A 14267-nucleotide genomic window follows, 5' to 3' on the forward strand; every position below is an offset into this window, starting at 1 on the left:
GAAAGTAGTTGGGGGCTTCCCCCTGTGAGGATAGGACGTTGCCAGGCAAGTGAAGGACCGATCTGCATTTTGCAGGTCGGTCTTTTTGTGTTATGTGAAACTTCTGATTGTTCTGATTATTGGTGGAGTCATTGACATGACACCTCTCGCTTGTTACCATAACATCAATATTCTTTTATAGAAGAGAAAGCGAGTGGATAACATGTGGGAGAACAAATTTGCTAAAGAAGGCTTGACGTTTGATGACGTCTTGCTCGTACCACGTCGTTCAAGTGTCTTACCGCGAGATGTTGATTTGTCAGTAACATTATGCGAAGGGATTACATTAAACATCCCTTTAATCAGTGCTGGAATGGATACTGTAACAGAAGCTCCAATGGCCATTGCAATGGCACGTCAAGGGGGTCTCGGCGTCATTCATAAGAATATGTCGATGGAAGATCAAGCCGAGCATGTGGATCGTGTTAAGCGTTCTGAGAATGGTGTCATTACAAATCCTTTTTATCTCACGCCAGAACGACAAGTCTATGATGCTGAATATTTGATGAGCAAATACCGGATTTCGGGTGTTCCGATCGTCAATAATGAAACGGAGCGTAAACTGGTCGGTATCTTAACGAATCGTGATCTTCGTTTCGTAAAAGATTACTCTACCGTCATCGAAACCGTCATGACGACAGAAGAACTGGTTACAGCAAAAGTCGGTACTTCTTTAGAAGAAGCAGAACAGATTCTTCACAAACATCGGATTGAAAAATTGCCACTCGTTGATGAGAACGGTGTTTTAAAAGGATTGATTACAACAAAGGATATTGAAAAAGTTGAGCAATATCCACATGCAGCAAAAGATTCATTTGGACGTCTGCTCGTTGCAGCAGCTGTCGGTGTCACAAAAGATGCATCGGTTCGTGCCAAGTTCCTCGTAGATGCAGGAGTTGACGCATTGGTCGTCGATACGGCGCACGGTCACTCAGAAGGGGTTCTCGTGAAGGTACGTGAACTTCGTGATGAATATCCGAACTTGCCAATCATCGCAGGAAACGTGGCGACAGCTGAAGCGACACGTGATTTGATTGAAGCAGGTGCTTCAGTCATCAAAGTCGGAATCGGACCGGGATCAATTTGTACGACACGTGTCGTTGCAGGAGTCGGGGTTCCGCAAATTACAGCTGTCTTTGATTGTGCGACAGAAGCCCGCAAGCACGGTGTCTCGATTATCGCCGATGGTGGAATCAAGTATTCAGGGGATATCGTCAAAGCACTCGCAGCAGGTGGTCATGCTGTCATGTTGGGTAGCTTGCTTGCTGGTGTAGAGGAAAGTCCGGGAGAAATGGAAATTTACCAAGGTCGTCAATTCAAGACGTATCGTGGTATGGGATCGGAAGCTTCAATGAAGCGCGGTAGCCAAGATCGTTATTTCCAAGAAGCCGACAAGAAGTTTGTTCCAGAAGGAATAGAAGGTCGTGTGGCATATCGTGGTAAACTGGGTGACTCTGTTTATCAACTCGTTGGAGGCATTCGTTCAGGAATGGGATACTGTGGTTCTGCTTCACTTGAAGAATTACGTGAAGAAACACAGTTTATCCGGATGACAGGTGCAGGTTTACAGGAAAGCCATCCTCACGACATTCAAATTACAAAAGAAGCTTCAAACTATACGCGTCAATAATTCAAAACCCTGCGGCCAATGAAGGTCGCAGGGTTTTTTGTGGATAACCTTGTGGATAAACTTACTGTAACTGCCAAGCTGAAACGAGCTCAGTAAGCCCTTGATTCAACTGTTGTTCTGTCAGACTTGCAAATCCGAGAACAATCTGTGGATGAACTGTGGATAACGGAAGTTGGGCATAATCTGATAAACCATACACTTGAATGGAAGATTCATTCGCCCGTCGCAGTAACTCCTGTTCGTCCATTCCGTTTGAGACGGAAAGGACGATATGAAGGCCGGCGCTTTCCCCCGTCAATCGCAGAAACGGAACATCCCGGAGAGCGTGAACGACGACATCGAGTTTCCGACGGTAGATTTTTCGCATCCGGTTCAAATGTTTCTCAAAGTCGCCTTCTTTCATGAAGCGTGTCAAAATCGTTTGATCAAATCGGGAGACACTGCACGTGTAGTACGGAAATTCAGTTTGATATCGTTCTAGTAAAGGGCGGGGCAGCACCATATATCCGATTCGAAGGGAGGGCATTAACGATTTTGAAAATGTACTCAGGTAAATCACCCGCTCACTGTCCATACTGTGCAAGGAAGGAATTGATTTTCCACTGTATCGGAATTCACTGTCATAATCATCTTCAATGATATAACGGCTATCCGATTCAGCTGCCCAGTTTAGCAGCTGCCGGCGTCGATTGACAGACAGAATACTGCCGGACGGAAACTGGTGGGCTGGTGTCACATACATCACATCGGCTGGACTTTGAATCAGAGAATGAATCGTTAAACCGTTTTGGTCGACAGGAATCGGAATGGTCTTTCGTTCATGACTTTCAAGGATTAAGCGTGTCGCATGATACCCTGGATCTTCAATACCATAAGTCGTCGATTTTCCTAACAAAAAGATGATTTGCGGCAGAAGTTGTTCGACGCCGGAACCAATGATGATCTGTTCTGGAGAACAGACGACCCCTCGTGAATGATAAAGATACGTCGCAATCTCAAGACGTAACGCTAAATCACCTTGCGGATGTCCGAGGGAGACGAGTGATTGATGTTGTTCATCGATGACATCCTTGGCATGTTTTCGCCAACGTGAAAAAGGAAAAGAGGAGCCGTCGATTTTACTTGGGTGAAAATCGTACCGCATGGTCGGTTTTTGATTTGTCCGTTGGCTTGTCGGCAAAGGTGTTGTTTTAACATACGCCAGCTCTTCATACGCTAAGACGAAGTAACCTTTCCGGGAAACGGATTCGACATATCCTTCTGCGACCAATTGTTGATAAGCCAGTTCAATGGTCGTCTGGCTGAGATTTAAAAACTGGCCAAGCTTTCGTTTTGACGGTAATTTCGTCCCGTAGGCCAGGCGTCCTTCAATGATTTCCTGACGTATTTGTTGATACAGCTGTTCATACAACGGACGGTTTCCCTCCCGTACTAACTCAAACGATAACATGTCCATAGATTGTCTCCTTTTCACTGACCTGGTTAATTCATCATAAACTGATACTTTTAAAATAGTCAACGAAGAATATACTAAAAAGTATCACCGATTGGAAATACTATCAATGTCTAGGGGGAGTTCAAAATGATGGAGCGACAACAAGGATCAGATCGTGTCAAACGAGGGATGGCCGAAATGCAAAAGGGTGGTGTCATCATGGACGTCGTGAATGCGGAGCAGGCTAAAATCGCAGAAGCTGCCGGTGCGGTGGCAGTCATGGCACTTGAACGGGTACCATCGGACATCCGGCGTGACGGTGGAGTGGCCCGGATGGCTGATCCACTCATTACAGAAGACGTCTTGCAGGCCGTGTCGATTCCGGTGATGGCGAAATGCCGTATCGGACATATCGTGGAAGCACGGGTTCTTGAATCATTAGGTGTTGATTTTATCGATGAAAGTGAAGTCCTGACGCCGGCAGATGAAGAATATCATTTGTTGAAATCGGCGTTTACAGTCCCGTTTGTCTGTGGAGCACGTGATTTAGGGGAAGCAGCACGACGGATTGCAGAAGGAGCGGCCATGATCCGGACAAAAGGGGAACCGGGGACGGGCAATGTCGTGGAAGCTGTTCGTCATATGCGGAAGATTCAAGCGCAACTTCAGCAGATTCTTCATTCACAACCCGATGAATTGATGACACGCAGTAAAGAGTGGGGAGCCTCTTACGAAGTATTACAACAGATTCAAGCAGCAGGGCGTCTTCCCGTCGTCAATTTTGCAGCGGGTGGAATTGCGACGCCGGCCGATGCCGCCTTGATGATGCATCTCGGAGCCGATGGTGTGTTTGTCGGTTCTGGTATCTTTAAATCGGAACATCCGGAACGCGTGGCGAAAGCTATCGTCGAAGCCGTTACGTATAAAGATGATTTCGAACGGATTGCCCATCTTTCGAGAGGACTGGGCACAGCGATGAAAGGAATCGATGTGACGTCGATGCCGTTTGAAGAACGGATGGCATCACGCGGATGGTAATTGGTGTATTAGGTGTCCAAGGCGCGGTCCGGGAACATCAGGAGATGCTTCATACACTCGGAGTCAAAACGATGATCGTCAAGTCGGCTGCGGACTTGGAAGGGATCGACGGTTTAATCTTACCGGGCGGGGAATCAACGACGATACGCCGGTTGATTGATCGCTATGGATTGCTCGATGTCTTGCGGCTTCAAATTGATACGTTACCGATGTTCGGTACATGTGCCGGAATGATTTTACTGGCAAGTGAATTGAGTGAAAGTCCTGCCCATTTACGAGCCATCCCGATGACAGTAAAGCGAAATGCGTTTGGGCGACAAGTCGACAGTTTTGAGACATCTTTGATTGTCGAAGGCGTAGGGCAGGATATCGAAGCTGTTTTCATCCGAGCTCCTTTTGTCGAACAGGTCGGAGAAGGCGTACGCGTCTTATCTACGCTGGGAACAGCGGCCGTTGCCGTCGAGACGGACCTCCATCTCGCCTGCTCCTTCCATCCGGAGTTAACGTCAGACCGACGTCTTCATGACTATTTCATTCAAAAAATCAGACAGCGTAATGCTGTTTCTGTTTGATCAAAAGCAACAGAGAAACCGTCAGTTTCCGGCTGTCGGTTTCTTTTTTTGTGCTACACTGAAAAGATAGAACATCATTTGAAGGAGAGGACCGATGAAACGTCTTTTCACACTCTTCCTGAGTGTACTTATACTGACAGCTGGTTTGTCACCGATGACAGGCTATGCGGAAACACCGGACATTCAGGCGGAATCTTACATAATGGTCGATGCTGTGACAGGTAAGATCTTATTGGCTGAACAGGCTGAGTTGTCGTTACCGCCGGCTTCGATGACAAAATTGATGACACTTTATCTAGTGCGTCAGCAAATTGAGCAGAAAAAACTGTCGTGGAATCAAACGGTTCGACCAAGTGGAAAAGTGTTGAAACTTGCGAAAACACAAGGAATTGCCCGGTTACCGATTCGGAAAACAACGTATACGATTCGGGAACTGTATGATGCGGCCTTCATTAAATCGGCTAACGATGCTGCCGTCCTGTTGGCAGAAGTCATGGCTGGAACGGAAAAACAATTCGTCGAACGGATGAATGAAACGGCGGCCGCACTGGGAATGAAAGACACGGAATATGCAAATGCATCCGGACTGGATGCTGTCGATGCGACATTACCGGGAACGAACTTGATGACGGCGATGGATATTTCGCTTTTGATCATCCGTTACATTCAAGACTATCCAGATGTATTAGATGTGACGAAACGTTCATTCATTACAATCAATGGAGCGAAGGTGGAAAACTCCAATAAGATGTTGCCGCGTCAACCGTATGTATACAGCGGAATGCGGGGAATGAAGACCGGAACGACGGATCTTGCCGGTTACTGTTTTGCGAGTGTCGCAACCCGTGGGAATTTAACGCTCGTTTCGGTCGTCATGCGCACCAAATCGGATAAAGCCCGATTCGCCGAAACGAAAAAATTGCTCGATTATGGTTTTTCTTCTTTTGAACCGTTGACGTATTACGGAAAAGGAGAACAAATTAAAGGCGCCTTACCGATCCGAGGGGCAAAACAAGCCCGTTATGATGTTGTGACGAAAACAGCTTTATACGTGACGGTATTAAAAAATCAGCCGAAACCCCAGACGCCCGTCTTTCAATTTTCAAAAGCCGAAGCCCCTTTAAAGCGGGGTGAAGCCATCGGGACGGTCCAAGTGGAGGACGCCGGACGGTACTTGCCCGGCTTTTCCGTTCCTCAGGCTGTCGTAACCAGTGCTGAAAAAGTTGAACTGGCGAGCTTCCAGACACGTTTGTTCCGTGCAGTTTCGGCCTGGTCCAAAAAAATCAGTCAAGCGATTCATCAACCAACCCTTGTCAACCTTAAAGGGGATAGTGTAAAGTAAAGCTAATCTCATAATGATGTCATGAACGGACCAAGTAGAAGCATTTATTCTGTTAAGAGAGCTAGTGGGTGGTGCGAACTAGTCAGAAGGATACTTTGAATCGAGCCGGATCACACACCTTGCGAACAAGGTGCGGGTACGCCCGTTATCGCGTCTTTAGAGTTGGCTAGTACGACTAGCAATGAGGGTGGCAACGCGGATCCAGGTGATTCGTCCCTCTTCGGTTTTTTAGAACCGGAGAGGGATGGATTGCCTTTTTTTATTGAAAAAAAGGAGGAAATAAGATGATTGATATTAAACGTCTGCGTCAGGATTTTGACGCAATCCAAGAAAAACTAGCACACCGGGGGGAAGATTTGACGGACATGAACCGGTTCCTCGCACTTGATGAAAAGCGCCGGGAACTGATTGCGAAAACAGAAGTTCTAAAAGCAGAACGCAATGAAGCAACAAAAAAAATCGCAGAACTGAAACGCAACAAAGAAAATGCGGATGAGGCGATTGCGGCGATGCGTCAAGTCGGCGATGAAGTCAAAGCGCTTGATGAAGAATTGCGTGAAGTCGAAGCGACACTAAACCTGTTGTTGCTCGGGATTCCGAACATTCCCCATGACAGTGTCCCAATCGGTTCTACGGAAGACGATAATGTCGTCATCCGCGAAGTCGGCGATAAACCGGCATTTGATTTTGAAGCTGTACCGCACTGGGATTTGATGGAGCAATTAAAAATCGTTGATGTCGAGCGTGCCGGAAAAGTAACGGGCAGCCGATTCGTCTTTTACCGCGGTGCCGGTGCACGTCTCGAGCGGGCATTGATCAACTTCATGATGGATTTACACCAGGATAAAAACGGCTATACGGAAATTCTTCCGCCACTCATGGTCAACCGCGATTCTATGACAGGAACAGGACAGCTTCCGAAATTTGAAGAAGATGCGTTCAAAGTCGAAGACACCAACTATTTCCTTGTCCCGACAGCAGAAGTACCGGTGACGAACATGCACCGGGAAGAAATCCTGTCAGCCGATCAATTACCAATCGGTTATGCAGCCTACAGCCAATGTTTCCGGTCTGAAGCAGGTTCTGCCGGCCGTGATACCCGCGGTTTGATCCGTCAGCACCAATTCAACAAAGTGGAACTGGTCCGCTTCGTCAAACCGGAAGAATCATACGAACAGCTTGAGTTATTGACAGGACAAGCAGAAGACGTGCTGAAATTACTCAAACTTCCGTATCAAGTTTTAAGCATGTGTACAGCAGATCTTGGTTTCACAGCTGCGAAGAAATATGACATCGAAGTTTGGATGCCGAGCCAAGGTGTGTACCGTGAGATTTCTTCTTGCTCAAACTTTGAAGATTTCCAAGCGCGCCGGGCACAAATCCGTTTCCGTCGGGAAGCGAATGCCAAACCGGAATTCGTCCATACGTTAAACGGATCTGCACTTGCAGTCGGACGGACGGTAGCGGCAATTCTTGAGAACTATCAACAAGCAGATGGATCAGTTGTTATTCCAGAAGTACTTCGTCCATACATGGGCGGTCTTGAAGTCATTCAAGGATAAGTAGGAAGGGGGAGATTTCCCCCTTCTGATTTTTTAAAAAGTTTTTTTAGAAAAAGGCTTTACACAATAAAACCAAGATGCTATCATAATTTATGTCAGGAAGGCGCTCGTACAACACGACGCGCAATTATAAGTACGGAGGCGTACTCAAGTGGTTTAAGAGAACGGTCTTGAAAACCGTCAGGCGGCGAAAGCCGTGCGTGGGTTCGAATCCCACCGCCTCCTCCATTTCTTTTTTTTTTACCTGAAAACTACATATAACTTGGAGGCGTACTCAAGTGGTTTAAGAGAACGGTCTTGAAAACCGTCAGGCGGCGAAAGCCGTGCGTGGGTTCGAATCCCACCGCCTCCTCCACTTCTTTTTTTTTACCTAAAATTACATGTAACATGGAGTCGTACCCAAGCCCGGCTGAAGGGGACGGACTCGAAATCCGTTAGGGGTCGCAAGGCCCGCGTGGGTTCGAATCCCACCGACTCCGCTTATATAAGCATCTCCCATTCATGGTGAGGTGCTTTTTTATTGCTTCCATCGAGAGTGGCATGCTATGTTTTCCTACATCTTAGACAGAAAAAGGAGCAGCAACTATGACACTCACTAAACAAACGTTACTCACGCATTATCAGGACACGATGGATTTTGTTCGTGGTCTTGAACATATACCGGAAGAAGCATGGCGGACACCTTATGCGGAAGGGAAATGGACAGTCGCTGAAATCATTGGTCATTTATCGCCGTGGGACCGGTTCCTTGTCGCGGAACGCTTGCCATATATTTTGGCCAATGAGCCGTTCCGTGTGAAACCGGACAGCGAGGCTGTTAACGAAGAGGCTGCAAAAATGAGCCGGGAACAACAACGGATTTTGACGATTGATGAATTTTTAGTCAGCCGTGACCGGTTGCACCGTGCCGTTGAACTGATTCCGGAAGACCGGTTGACGGATACATTCACGTCAAAAGGAAAAACGATTTCGCTTCTCGACTTTTTAGGTGCCATGATGCAACACGATTTGCATCACCGGGCTCAAATTGAACAAGTAACCGTAGCATGAAAAAAAGCCCGTCGACCTAACCGTCGACGGGCTTTTGGATTAGCGGATTTTAGCTGTGCGGGCAACTTCAAGTTGTTTGTCGATTTTTGATAAAATCCGTTCGATGGATTCCGGTTCGTTCAACAAATCGTATTCGTCAATCGATAGACGAAGGACAGGGCAGATCGTGAAGTTATTGATCCAGTTCGTATAGCGTTCGTACATTTCTTCCCAATACTCGATTGGCGTTTGTTGTTCCATTTCGCGTCCGCGTAAACGAATCCGCTCTAAAACTTGTTCAAACGATCCTTCGAGATAAATCAGGAGATCCGGATGCGGGAAGAACGGTGTCATGACCATCGCGTCAAATAAACTCGAGTACGTTTCATAGTCTGTTGGCGACATCGTTCCTTTTTCGAAATGCATCTTCGCAAAGATACCTGTATCTTCGTAAATCGAACGGTCTTGAATAAAGCCGCCACCGTATTGGAAGATTTTCTTTTGTTCCTTAAAGCGTTCAGCAAGGAAGTAAATTTGTAAGTGGAAGCTCCACCGCTCGAAATCATGATAAAATTTGTCGAGGTAAGGGTTCGTATCGACTTTTTCAAGAGATGTTCGGAAACCAAGTGAGTCTGCTAGACCGTTTGTAATCGTCGATTTACCGATACCGACCATTCCGCCGATCGTGATGACGGCGTCTGCCGGGATGTTGTACTTTTCGCGTAACTTCGAGTTCATGCGTGGTTCGCTCCTTCATATAATTCATTGCGGATCTTTGTCAGGACATATTCTAAATCTTCCGGACGTTTGACGAAGTCGAGTTCATCTCCGTTGAAACGGATGACTTTCACTTCCGGATGTTTGAATTGATAATCCGTGACGAACGTTTCGTAATCAGCTGCCAGTTGTTCGAGGTAAGCACGTGACATGTTTTCTTCAATCTCACGTCCTCGTAAAGCAACACGTTTCATCAATGTGTCGATGCTTGCATCTAAATAAATGACGGCATCCGGTTTAGGCATATCCGTTGTCAGGATCGAATAGATTTGTTCGTACTTATCGAGGTGCTCGACTTTCAGAGAACGATGGGCAAAAATAAGATTTTTAAAGATATGATAATCAGCGACGACAGAGCGTTGCTTACTGAGATAGTGACGTTCGATATCATCGAGTTGCTTAAAGCGATTACACAGGAAGAACATTTCCGTTTGGAAACTCCATTCTTCAATGTCTTCATAGAACTTTCCAAGAAAGGGATTTTCTTCGACGATTTCGCGTAACATAGAAAATGAGAAATGGTGACTGATGGCGTTAGCAAGTGAAGTTTTTCCAACACCAATGGGTCCTTCAACCGTTATGAACATATTCAATTACCCTCCGTTCAGCAAAGTGCAATTTATATTTTAGCACAAAGCAGGGGCACCTGCCGAAGTTTCCCGGAGAGAATTTTTGTAAAGATAGGAAGTGTGATGATGGAACGGCATGAACACTATATGCACCTTGCCATTGAGGAAGCAAAAAAAGCAAAAGCCATCGGAGAAGTCCCGATTGGTTGTGTCATTGTTAAAGGGGATGAGGTGATCGCGACCGGTTATAACCACCGGGAAACGAATCATCAGGCGACGGCGCATGCAGAGCTGTTAGCGATCGAAGAAGCCTGCAGGAAGCTCGCCAACTGGCGTCTCGAAGGATGCGAACTCTATGTGACACTCGAACCTTGTCCGATGTGTGCCGGAGCCATCATGCTGTCGCGGATCGAACACGTCATCTTCGGAGCGGTCGATCCGAAAGGCGGCTGTTGCGGAACGTTGATGAATCTGGTTCAGGATGACCGGTTCAATCATGTGTCACAATTGACAGGTGGTGTCCTTGAACAGGAGTGTGGCGAGATGCTGACTACATTTTTCCGGGAGCTTCGGGCGAAAAAGAAACAACAGAAACGGGCAATGGGTTGCAACGGGACCGATGAAACAGTATAATGAAAAAGCACTCGAAACAAGTGCCACTAAAATACGATAAACCATTTGCCGTGCTAGGTGGGGATGTAGCGGTTCCCTGTCACTCGCAATCCGCTATAGCGAGACTGAATTCCATATCGAGGGATAGGATTGGTGTGGTCTGCCTTACGTAAGTAGCGTTGACGTTTGAGTCCTGCGCAACAGATACCCATGAACCAGGTCAGGTCCGGAAGGAAGCAGCCTTAAGTGGTGCTCTCTGTGTGCCGCAGGAGTGCTTGGACTGAGCAGGCTGCGTGAGTAACGCATGTTGAACCTATTTCAGAATATGGTGCGCGGCAGTTTAATTTTAGATAACAAGTCTACAGCCGGTTCCGGTTGTAGACTTTTTTAGGTAGAATAGAAAGAGGATTATAAATAGAGGAGGCGCAAACTTGGCCTATCAAGCATTATATCGGGTGTACCGGCCGCAACGTTTTGATGAAGTCGTCGGACAGGCCCACATTACCCGGACGATTCAAAACGCCTTGATGGAAGAACGGATGTCACATGCCTATCTGTTCTCTGGACCACGGGGGACGGGGAAAACAAGTCTGGCAAAAATCATTGCGAAGGCAATCAACTGTGAAAAAGCGCCTGTAAATGAACCATGCAACGAATGTCCGACATGTCGGGCGATTACAGAAGGATCAAGTCCTGATGTATTTGAAATCGATGCCGCGTCCAACAACGGTGTTGATGAAATCCGTGAAATCCGGGATAAGGTCAAATATCCGCCATCGGAAGCAGCGTACAAAGTGTATATCATCGATGAAGTCCATATGTTATCGACCGGTGCCTTCAATGCGTTATTAAAAACATTGGAAGAACCGCCGGCACATGCGATTTTCATCCTGGCAACGACAGAACCGCATAAAATTCCGGCGACGATTATTTCACGTTGCCAACGTTTTGATGTGAAACGGCATGAAGTGGATCAATTAATGGAACGGATGCAGTACATCTTGTCGGATCAAACGATCGGCTACACGGAAACGGCGTTACGATTGATTGCCCGGGCTGCGGATGGCGGAATGCGGGATGCATTAAGTCTGCTCGATCAAGCAGTTGCCTTTTCAAATGGAGACTTAAATGATGATGCCGTATTAGAAGTGACGGGTGCGGTCGAGGATGAAGCATTGCTTGCGGTCGCCAATGCCCTGCAAGCTCATCAAGTCGACCAGTTGTTGCAGACGCTTGAAAAAATGCAACGTGCAGGAAAAGACTTAAAGCGTTTCGTTGAAGATTTGGTGTTTTTCTATCGTGATACATTGCTACTCAAAACGTCTCCGACAGCAGTTGATTTACTGGAACGGGCTCGACCGACGGAAGCGTTCAAGACATTCGTCGAGACGATCGAGACAGAAACATGTTTCCACGTCATTGAACAGTTACATGACTGCCAGCAGCAGATGCGTTTGACGAACCATCCCCGTGTTCTAGTCGAGATTGCGTTCATTCAGATCGCGGAACAAGGACGGACGACAGGACAAATCATGCAAAGTTTGCAACAAGAGGTACGGGAACTGAAGGAACAGATGCATCAGTTAAAAGTGACCGGAGTCCCGGCTGCCGAAGGAGCCACTGCCCAACAGCCCGCTAAGCGAAAACAAGCACGACCGACAGTACGGATTGCCAAGGAAAGAATTCGGCAAATGTTGAGTCGTGCAGAGAAGACGCAGCTTCTTGAGATTCAAGAACGTTGGGATGCCATTTTGAAATTGATTCTAAAACAAGATGGTCCGATTTATTCTTTGGTACACGAAAGTAAACCGGTCTTATGCTCAGAGGATACGTTGCTGATTGAATTCGATAACGGAAAAGGATGGCACTTTGAACAGGTCATGACCAACGAACGGACGCGTTTCGTCATTGAAGAAGCGTTGTTTGAGGTCTGTGGCGTCAAACGTCAAATTCTTGCGATTCTCGATAGTGACTGGAAAGAACTAAAAGCAGAGTTTGTTGCGAAACGAAATAGTAGTAATATAGAAGAGAAAGAAGTGGCAGTCGAATCGGAAGAAGATCGATTGTTGTCCGAGACGCTCGGACGATTTGGTGATATCGTAGAATTCGAAGACTAATTTCAGTTAGAGGAGGAAGAATTATGCGTGGTATGGGGAATATGAACAATATGATGAAACAAATGCAAAAGATGCAAAAAGATATGGCGAAAGCGCAAGAAGAGTTAAAGGACTTGACGGTGACAGGAACGGCCGGTGGCGAAATGGTCTCAGTCGTAGCAGATGGTCATAAAAATATCATCGATGTCATCATTAAAGAAGAAGTCGTTGATCCGGACGATGTTGAGATGATTCAAGATCTCGTTCTAGCGGCTACGAATGATGCTTTGAAAAAAGTGGATGAACTCGTTTCGAGTAAGATGGGTAAATTTACACAAGGAATGAACATGCCGGGAATGTTTTAAACTGTAGGGGGAAACGAATTGCAATATCCTGAAGCAATCAGCCGCTTAATCGAAAGTTTTACGAAGTTACCAGGAATCGGTCCGAAAACGGCTGTCCGTCTTGCGTTCCATGTCCTTGATATGGAAGAAGACGATGTGCTGATGTTCGGAAAGGCCCTTGTAAGCGCAAAGCGTGATATTTCGTACTGCAGCATCTGTGGGAATATCACAGATAAAGATCCATGTTACGTCTGTTCTGATAAACACCGTAACCGGACAATCGTTTGTGTCGTTCAAGATTCACGGGATGTCATCGCGATGGAAAAGATGCGGGACTATCAAGGGTTGTACCATGTCTTACACGGGGCAATCAGTCCAATGGAAGGAATCGGTCCTGAAGATATCAATGTATCGAGCTTATTGACGCGCTTGCAGGCGGATGAAGCCATTACAGAAATCATTTTGGCAACGAATCCGAACATTGAAGGGGAAGCGACAGCCATGTATCTTTCCCGACTGCTGAAACCGACGGGTATTCGTGTTACCCGGATTGCCCATGGTCTTCCGGTCGGTGGTGATTTAGAGTACGCGGATGAAGTAACGTTATCCCGTGCCATGGAGGGAAGACGCGAGTTATGAATTGGTTTCGGAAAAAAATCCGGAGCGAATATGATGAACGTTTTCTTCGGGAACTGGCGCAGGCACAAGAAAACTACTTGATGAAACGCCGTTTGCTTGAAATCAGTTACGATGACTACGGTGATCTCGAAGCTCAAATGAAGCTGGCTGAATCCGTTTATTACTTCTATATTAGAGAAGCGAAGAAACGACGTGTCTCGCTACCGACTGTTCGCTTATAATGAAAAAAGAGGAAGGCTACCGCCTAGTAATGGGGAGGTAGCCTTCTTTTATCTTCTTTTTAAAATTAATTTAATAAAAGAGTTGTCAGGTTGTAATTATCGTGGTATATTAATTCTTGTCCTTAAGAGGATGAGCGCACTGCCGGAAACAAGAAAAAACTTCTTTCAAAAAGTTGTTGACTTATTGTTTCAGACTTGGTATTCTAATTGAGTCGCCAAAACAGGCGCGGACGAACTTTGAAAACTGAACGATGAGGCAAAAAACGTATCTTTGGATACAAACAATGAATGAAGCGCAAGCTTCGTCAACGTGACTTCGGTCACACAACGAGCAAGTCAAACACTTTATGGAGAGTTTGATC

Annotated in this window: 14 protein-coding genes, 3 tRNA genes, 1 other RNA gene and 1 other annotated feature; of the genes, 15 read left to right on the forward strand and 3 right to left on the reverse strand. The window is 46.4% G+C overall.

Features of this window, described 5'->3' with window-relative positions; genetic code table 11:
* The first annotated feature begins 202 nt into the window (after positions 1–202).
* Positions 203–1669, forward strand: coding sequence for an IMP dehydrogenase (gene guaB / locus KNP93_RS15360; RefSeq protein WP_012368922.1), 1467 nt, complete (start codon positions 203–205; stop codon positions 1667–1669).
* Positions 1670–1730: 61 nt separating this feature from the next.
* On the opposite strand, the gene pdxR is transcribed toward guaB, so the two are convergent.
* Positions 1731–3125 carry a MocR-like pyridoxine biosynthesis transcription factor PdxR gene (pdxR, locus tag KNP93_RS15365; RefSeq protein ID WP_131973721.1) on the reverse strand — a complete coding sequence of 465 codons (1395 nt, stop codon included), beginning with the start codon at positions 3123–3125 and terminating at the stop codon, positions 1731–1733.
* 129 nt (positions 3126–3254) lie between these two features.
* Between pdxR and pdxS the strand changes: the two genes are divergently transcribed.
* The 8 genes from pdxS to KNP93_RS15405 all read left to right on the forward strand — a co-directional run bounded on the left by pdxS (position 3255) and on the right by KNP93_RS15405 (position 8668).
* Positions 3255–4142 carry a pyridoxal 5'-phosphate synthase lyase subunit PdxS gene (pdxS, locus tag KNP93_RS15370; RefSeq protein WP_214856014.1) on the forward strand — a complete coding sequence of 296 codons (888 nt, stop codon included), beginning with the start codon at positions 3255–3257 and terminating at the stop codon, positions 4140–4142.
* A complete protein-coding gene (gene pdxT, locus KNP93_RS15375) occupies positions 4136–4714 on the forward strand; it encodes a pyridoxal 5'-phosphate synthase glutaminase subunit PdxT (RefSeq protein ID WP_214856010.1) in 579 nt (192 codons plus the stop codon). The genes pdxS and pdxT overlap by 7 nt, the downstream gene beginning before the upstream one ends.
* Before the next feature lie 94 nt (positions 4715–4808).
* Complete coding sequence (locus tag KNP93_RS15380) at positions 4809–6056, forward strand: D-alanyl-D-alanine carboxypeptidase family protein (protein WP_131504508.1); 1248 nt, start codon at positions 4809–4811, stop codon at positions 6054–6056.
* Positions 6057–6068: 12 nt separating this feature from the next.
* Positions 6069–6277, forward strand: a binding site (T-box leader).
* A gap of 63 nt (positions 6278–6340) precedes the next feature.
* Complete coding sequence (gene serS / locus KNP93_RS15385; protein ID WP_131504507.1) at positions 6341–7618, forward strand: serine--tRNA ligase; 1278 nt, start codon at positions 6341–6343, stop codon at positions 7616–7618.
* Positions 7619–7755: 137 nt separating this feature from the next.
* Positions 7756–7846, forward strand: a tRNA-Ser gene (locus KNP93_RS15390).
* A gap of 36 nt (positions 7847–7882) precedes the next feature.
* A tRNA-Ser gene (locus KNP93_RS15395) sits at positions 7883–7973 on the forward strand.
* Between the two features lie 34 nt (positions 7974–8007).
* Positions 8008–8097: transfer RNA gene (locus KNP93_RS15400), tRNA-Ser, on the forward strand.
* Positions 8098–8203: 106 nt separating this feature from the next.
* Positions 8204–8668 carry a DinB family protein gene (locus KNP93_RS15405; protein WP_131504506.1) on the forward strand — a complete coding sequence of 155 codons (465 nt, stop codon included), beginning with the start codon at positions 8204–8206 and terminating at the stop codon, positions 8666–8668.
* 39 nt (positions 8669–8707) lie between these two features.
* Here KNP93_RS15405 and KNP93_RS15410 read toward each other — a convergent pair whose 3' ends face one another.
* Both KNP93_RS15410 and KNP93_RS15415 read right to left on the reverse strand, forming a co-directional pair.
* Positions 8708–9385: a deoxynucleoside kinase gene (locus tag KNP93_RS15410; protein ID WP_012368928.1), complete on the reverse strand. Its 678-nt coding sequence runs from the start codon at positions 9383–9385 to the stop codon at positions 8708–8710.
* Complete coding sequence (locus KNP93_RS15415) at positions 9382–10011, reverse strand: deoxynucleoside kinase (RefSeq protein WP_131504505.1); 630 nt, start codon at positions 10009–10011, stop codon at positions 9382–9384. The genes KNP93_RS15410 and KNP93_RS15415 overlap by 4 nt, the downstream gene beginning before the upstream one ends.
* A gap of 108 nt (positions 10012–10119) precedes the next feature.
* On the opposite strand from KNP93_RS15415, the gene tadA reads away from it, so the two are divergent.
* From tadA to KNP93_RS15445, 6 genes are all read left to right on the forward strand, one after another.
* Positions 10120–10626, forward strand: a complete 507-nt coding sequence (gene tadA, locus KNP93_RS15420) for a tRNA adenosine(34) deaminase TadA (RefSeq protein WP_131504504.1) — start codon at positions 10120–10122, stop codon at positions 10624–10626.
* 48 nt (positions 10627–10674) lie between these two features.
* Positions 10675–10941, forward strand: an RNA gene (gene ffs, locus KNP93_RS15425) — signal recognition particle sRNA large type.
* Positions 10942–11036: 95 nt separating this feature from the next.
* On the forward strand, positions 11037–12722 hold the full coding sequence (gene dnaX / locus KNP93_RS15430) for a DNA polymerase III subunit gamma/tau (protein WP_214856012.1): 1686 nt from the start codon (positions 11037–11039) through the stop codon (positions 12720–12722).
* A gap of 23 nt (positions 12723–12745) precedes the next feature.
* Complete coding sequence (locus KNP93_RS15435; RefSeq protein WP_012368932.1) at positions 12746–13066, forward strand: YbaB/EbfC family nucleoid-associated protein; 321 nt, start codon at positions 12746–12748, stop codon at positions 13064–13066.
* Between the two features lie 18 nt (positions 13067–13084).
* Complete coding sequence (recR, locus tag KNP93_RS15440; protein WP_012368933.1) at positions 13085–13684, forward strand: recombination mediator RecR; 600 nt, start codon at positions 13085–13087, stop codon at positions 13682–13684.
* A complete protein-coding gene (locus KNP93_RS15445; RefSeq protein WP_026827023.1) occupies positions 13681–13905 on the forward strand; it encodes a YaaL family protein in 225 nt (74 codons plus the stop codon). Before recR ends, KNP93_RS15445 begins: the two co-directional genes overlap by 4 nt.
* Positions 13906–14267 lie beyond the last annotated feature (362 nt).

Origin of the sequence: Exiguobacterium sp. s166 (assembly GCF_018618855.1) — a bacterium.
Lineage (GTDB): Bacteria > Bacillota > Bacilli > Exiguobacteriales > Exiguobacteriaceae > Exiguobacterium_A.

What these genes read in the sequence shown, in the direction of transcription:
- guaB (WP_012368922.1), top strand. Translation starts at nt 203, where the DNA reads ATGTGGGAGAACAAATTTGCTAAAGAAGGCTTGACGTTTGATGACGTC.
- pdxR (WP_131973721.1), bottom strand. Translation starts at nt 3,125, where the DNA reads ATGGACATGTTATCGTTTGAGTTAGTACGGGAGGGAAACCGTCCGTTG.
- pdxS (WP_214856014.1), top strand. Translation starts at nt 3,255, where the DNA reads ATGGAGCGACAACAAGGATCAGATCGTGTCAAACGAGGGATGGCCGAA.
- pdxT (WP_214856010.1), top strand. Translation starts at nt 4,136, where the DNA reads ATGGTAATTGGTGTATTAGGTGTCCAAGGCGCGGTCCGGGAACATCAG.
- KNP93_RS15380 (WP_131504508.1), top strand. Translation starts at nt 4,809, where the DNA reads ATGAAACGTCTTTTCACACTCTTCCTGAGTGTACTTATACTGACAGCT.
- serS (WP_131504507.1), top strand. Translation starts at nt 6,341, where the DNA reads ATGATTGATATTAAACGTCTGCGTCAGGATTTTGACGCAATCCAAGAA.
- KNP93_RS15405 (WP_131504506.1), top strand. Translation starts at nt 8,204, where the DNA reads ATGACACTCACTAAACAAACGTTACTCACGCATTATCAGGACACGATG.
- KNP93_RS15410 (WP_012368928.1), bottom strand. Translation starts at nt 9,385, where the DNA reads ATGAACTCGAAGTTACGCGAAAAGTACAACATCCCGGCAGACGCCGTC.
- KNP93_RS15415 (WP_131504505.1), bottom strand. Translation starts at nt 10,011, where the DNA reads ATGTTCATAACGGTTGAAGGACCCATTGGTGTTGGAAAAACTTCACTT.
- tadA (WP_131504504.1), top strand. Translation starts at nt 10,120, where the DNA reads ATGGAACGGCATGAACACTATATGCACCTTGCCATTGAGGAAGCAAAA.
- KNP93_RS15435 (WP_012368932.1), top strand. Translation starts at nt 12,746, where the DNA reads ATGCGTGGTATGGGGAATATGAACAATATGATGAAACAAATGCAAAAG.
- KNP93_RS15445 (WP_026827023.1), top strand. Translation starts at nt 13,681, where the DNA reads ATGAATTGGTTTCGGAAAAAAATCCGGAGCGAATATGATGAACGTTTT.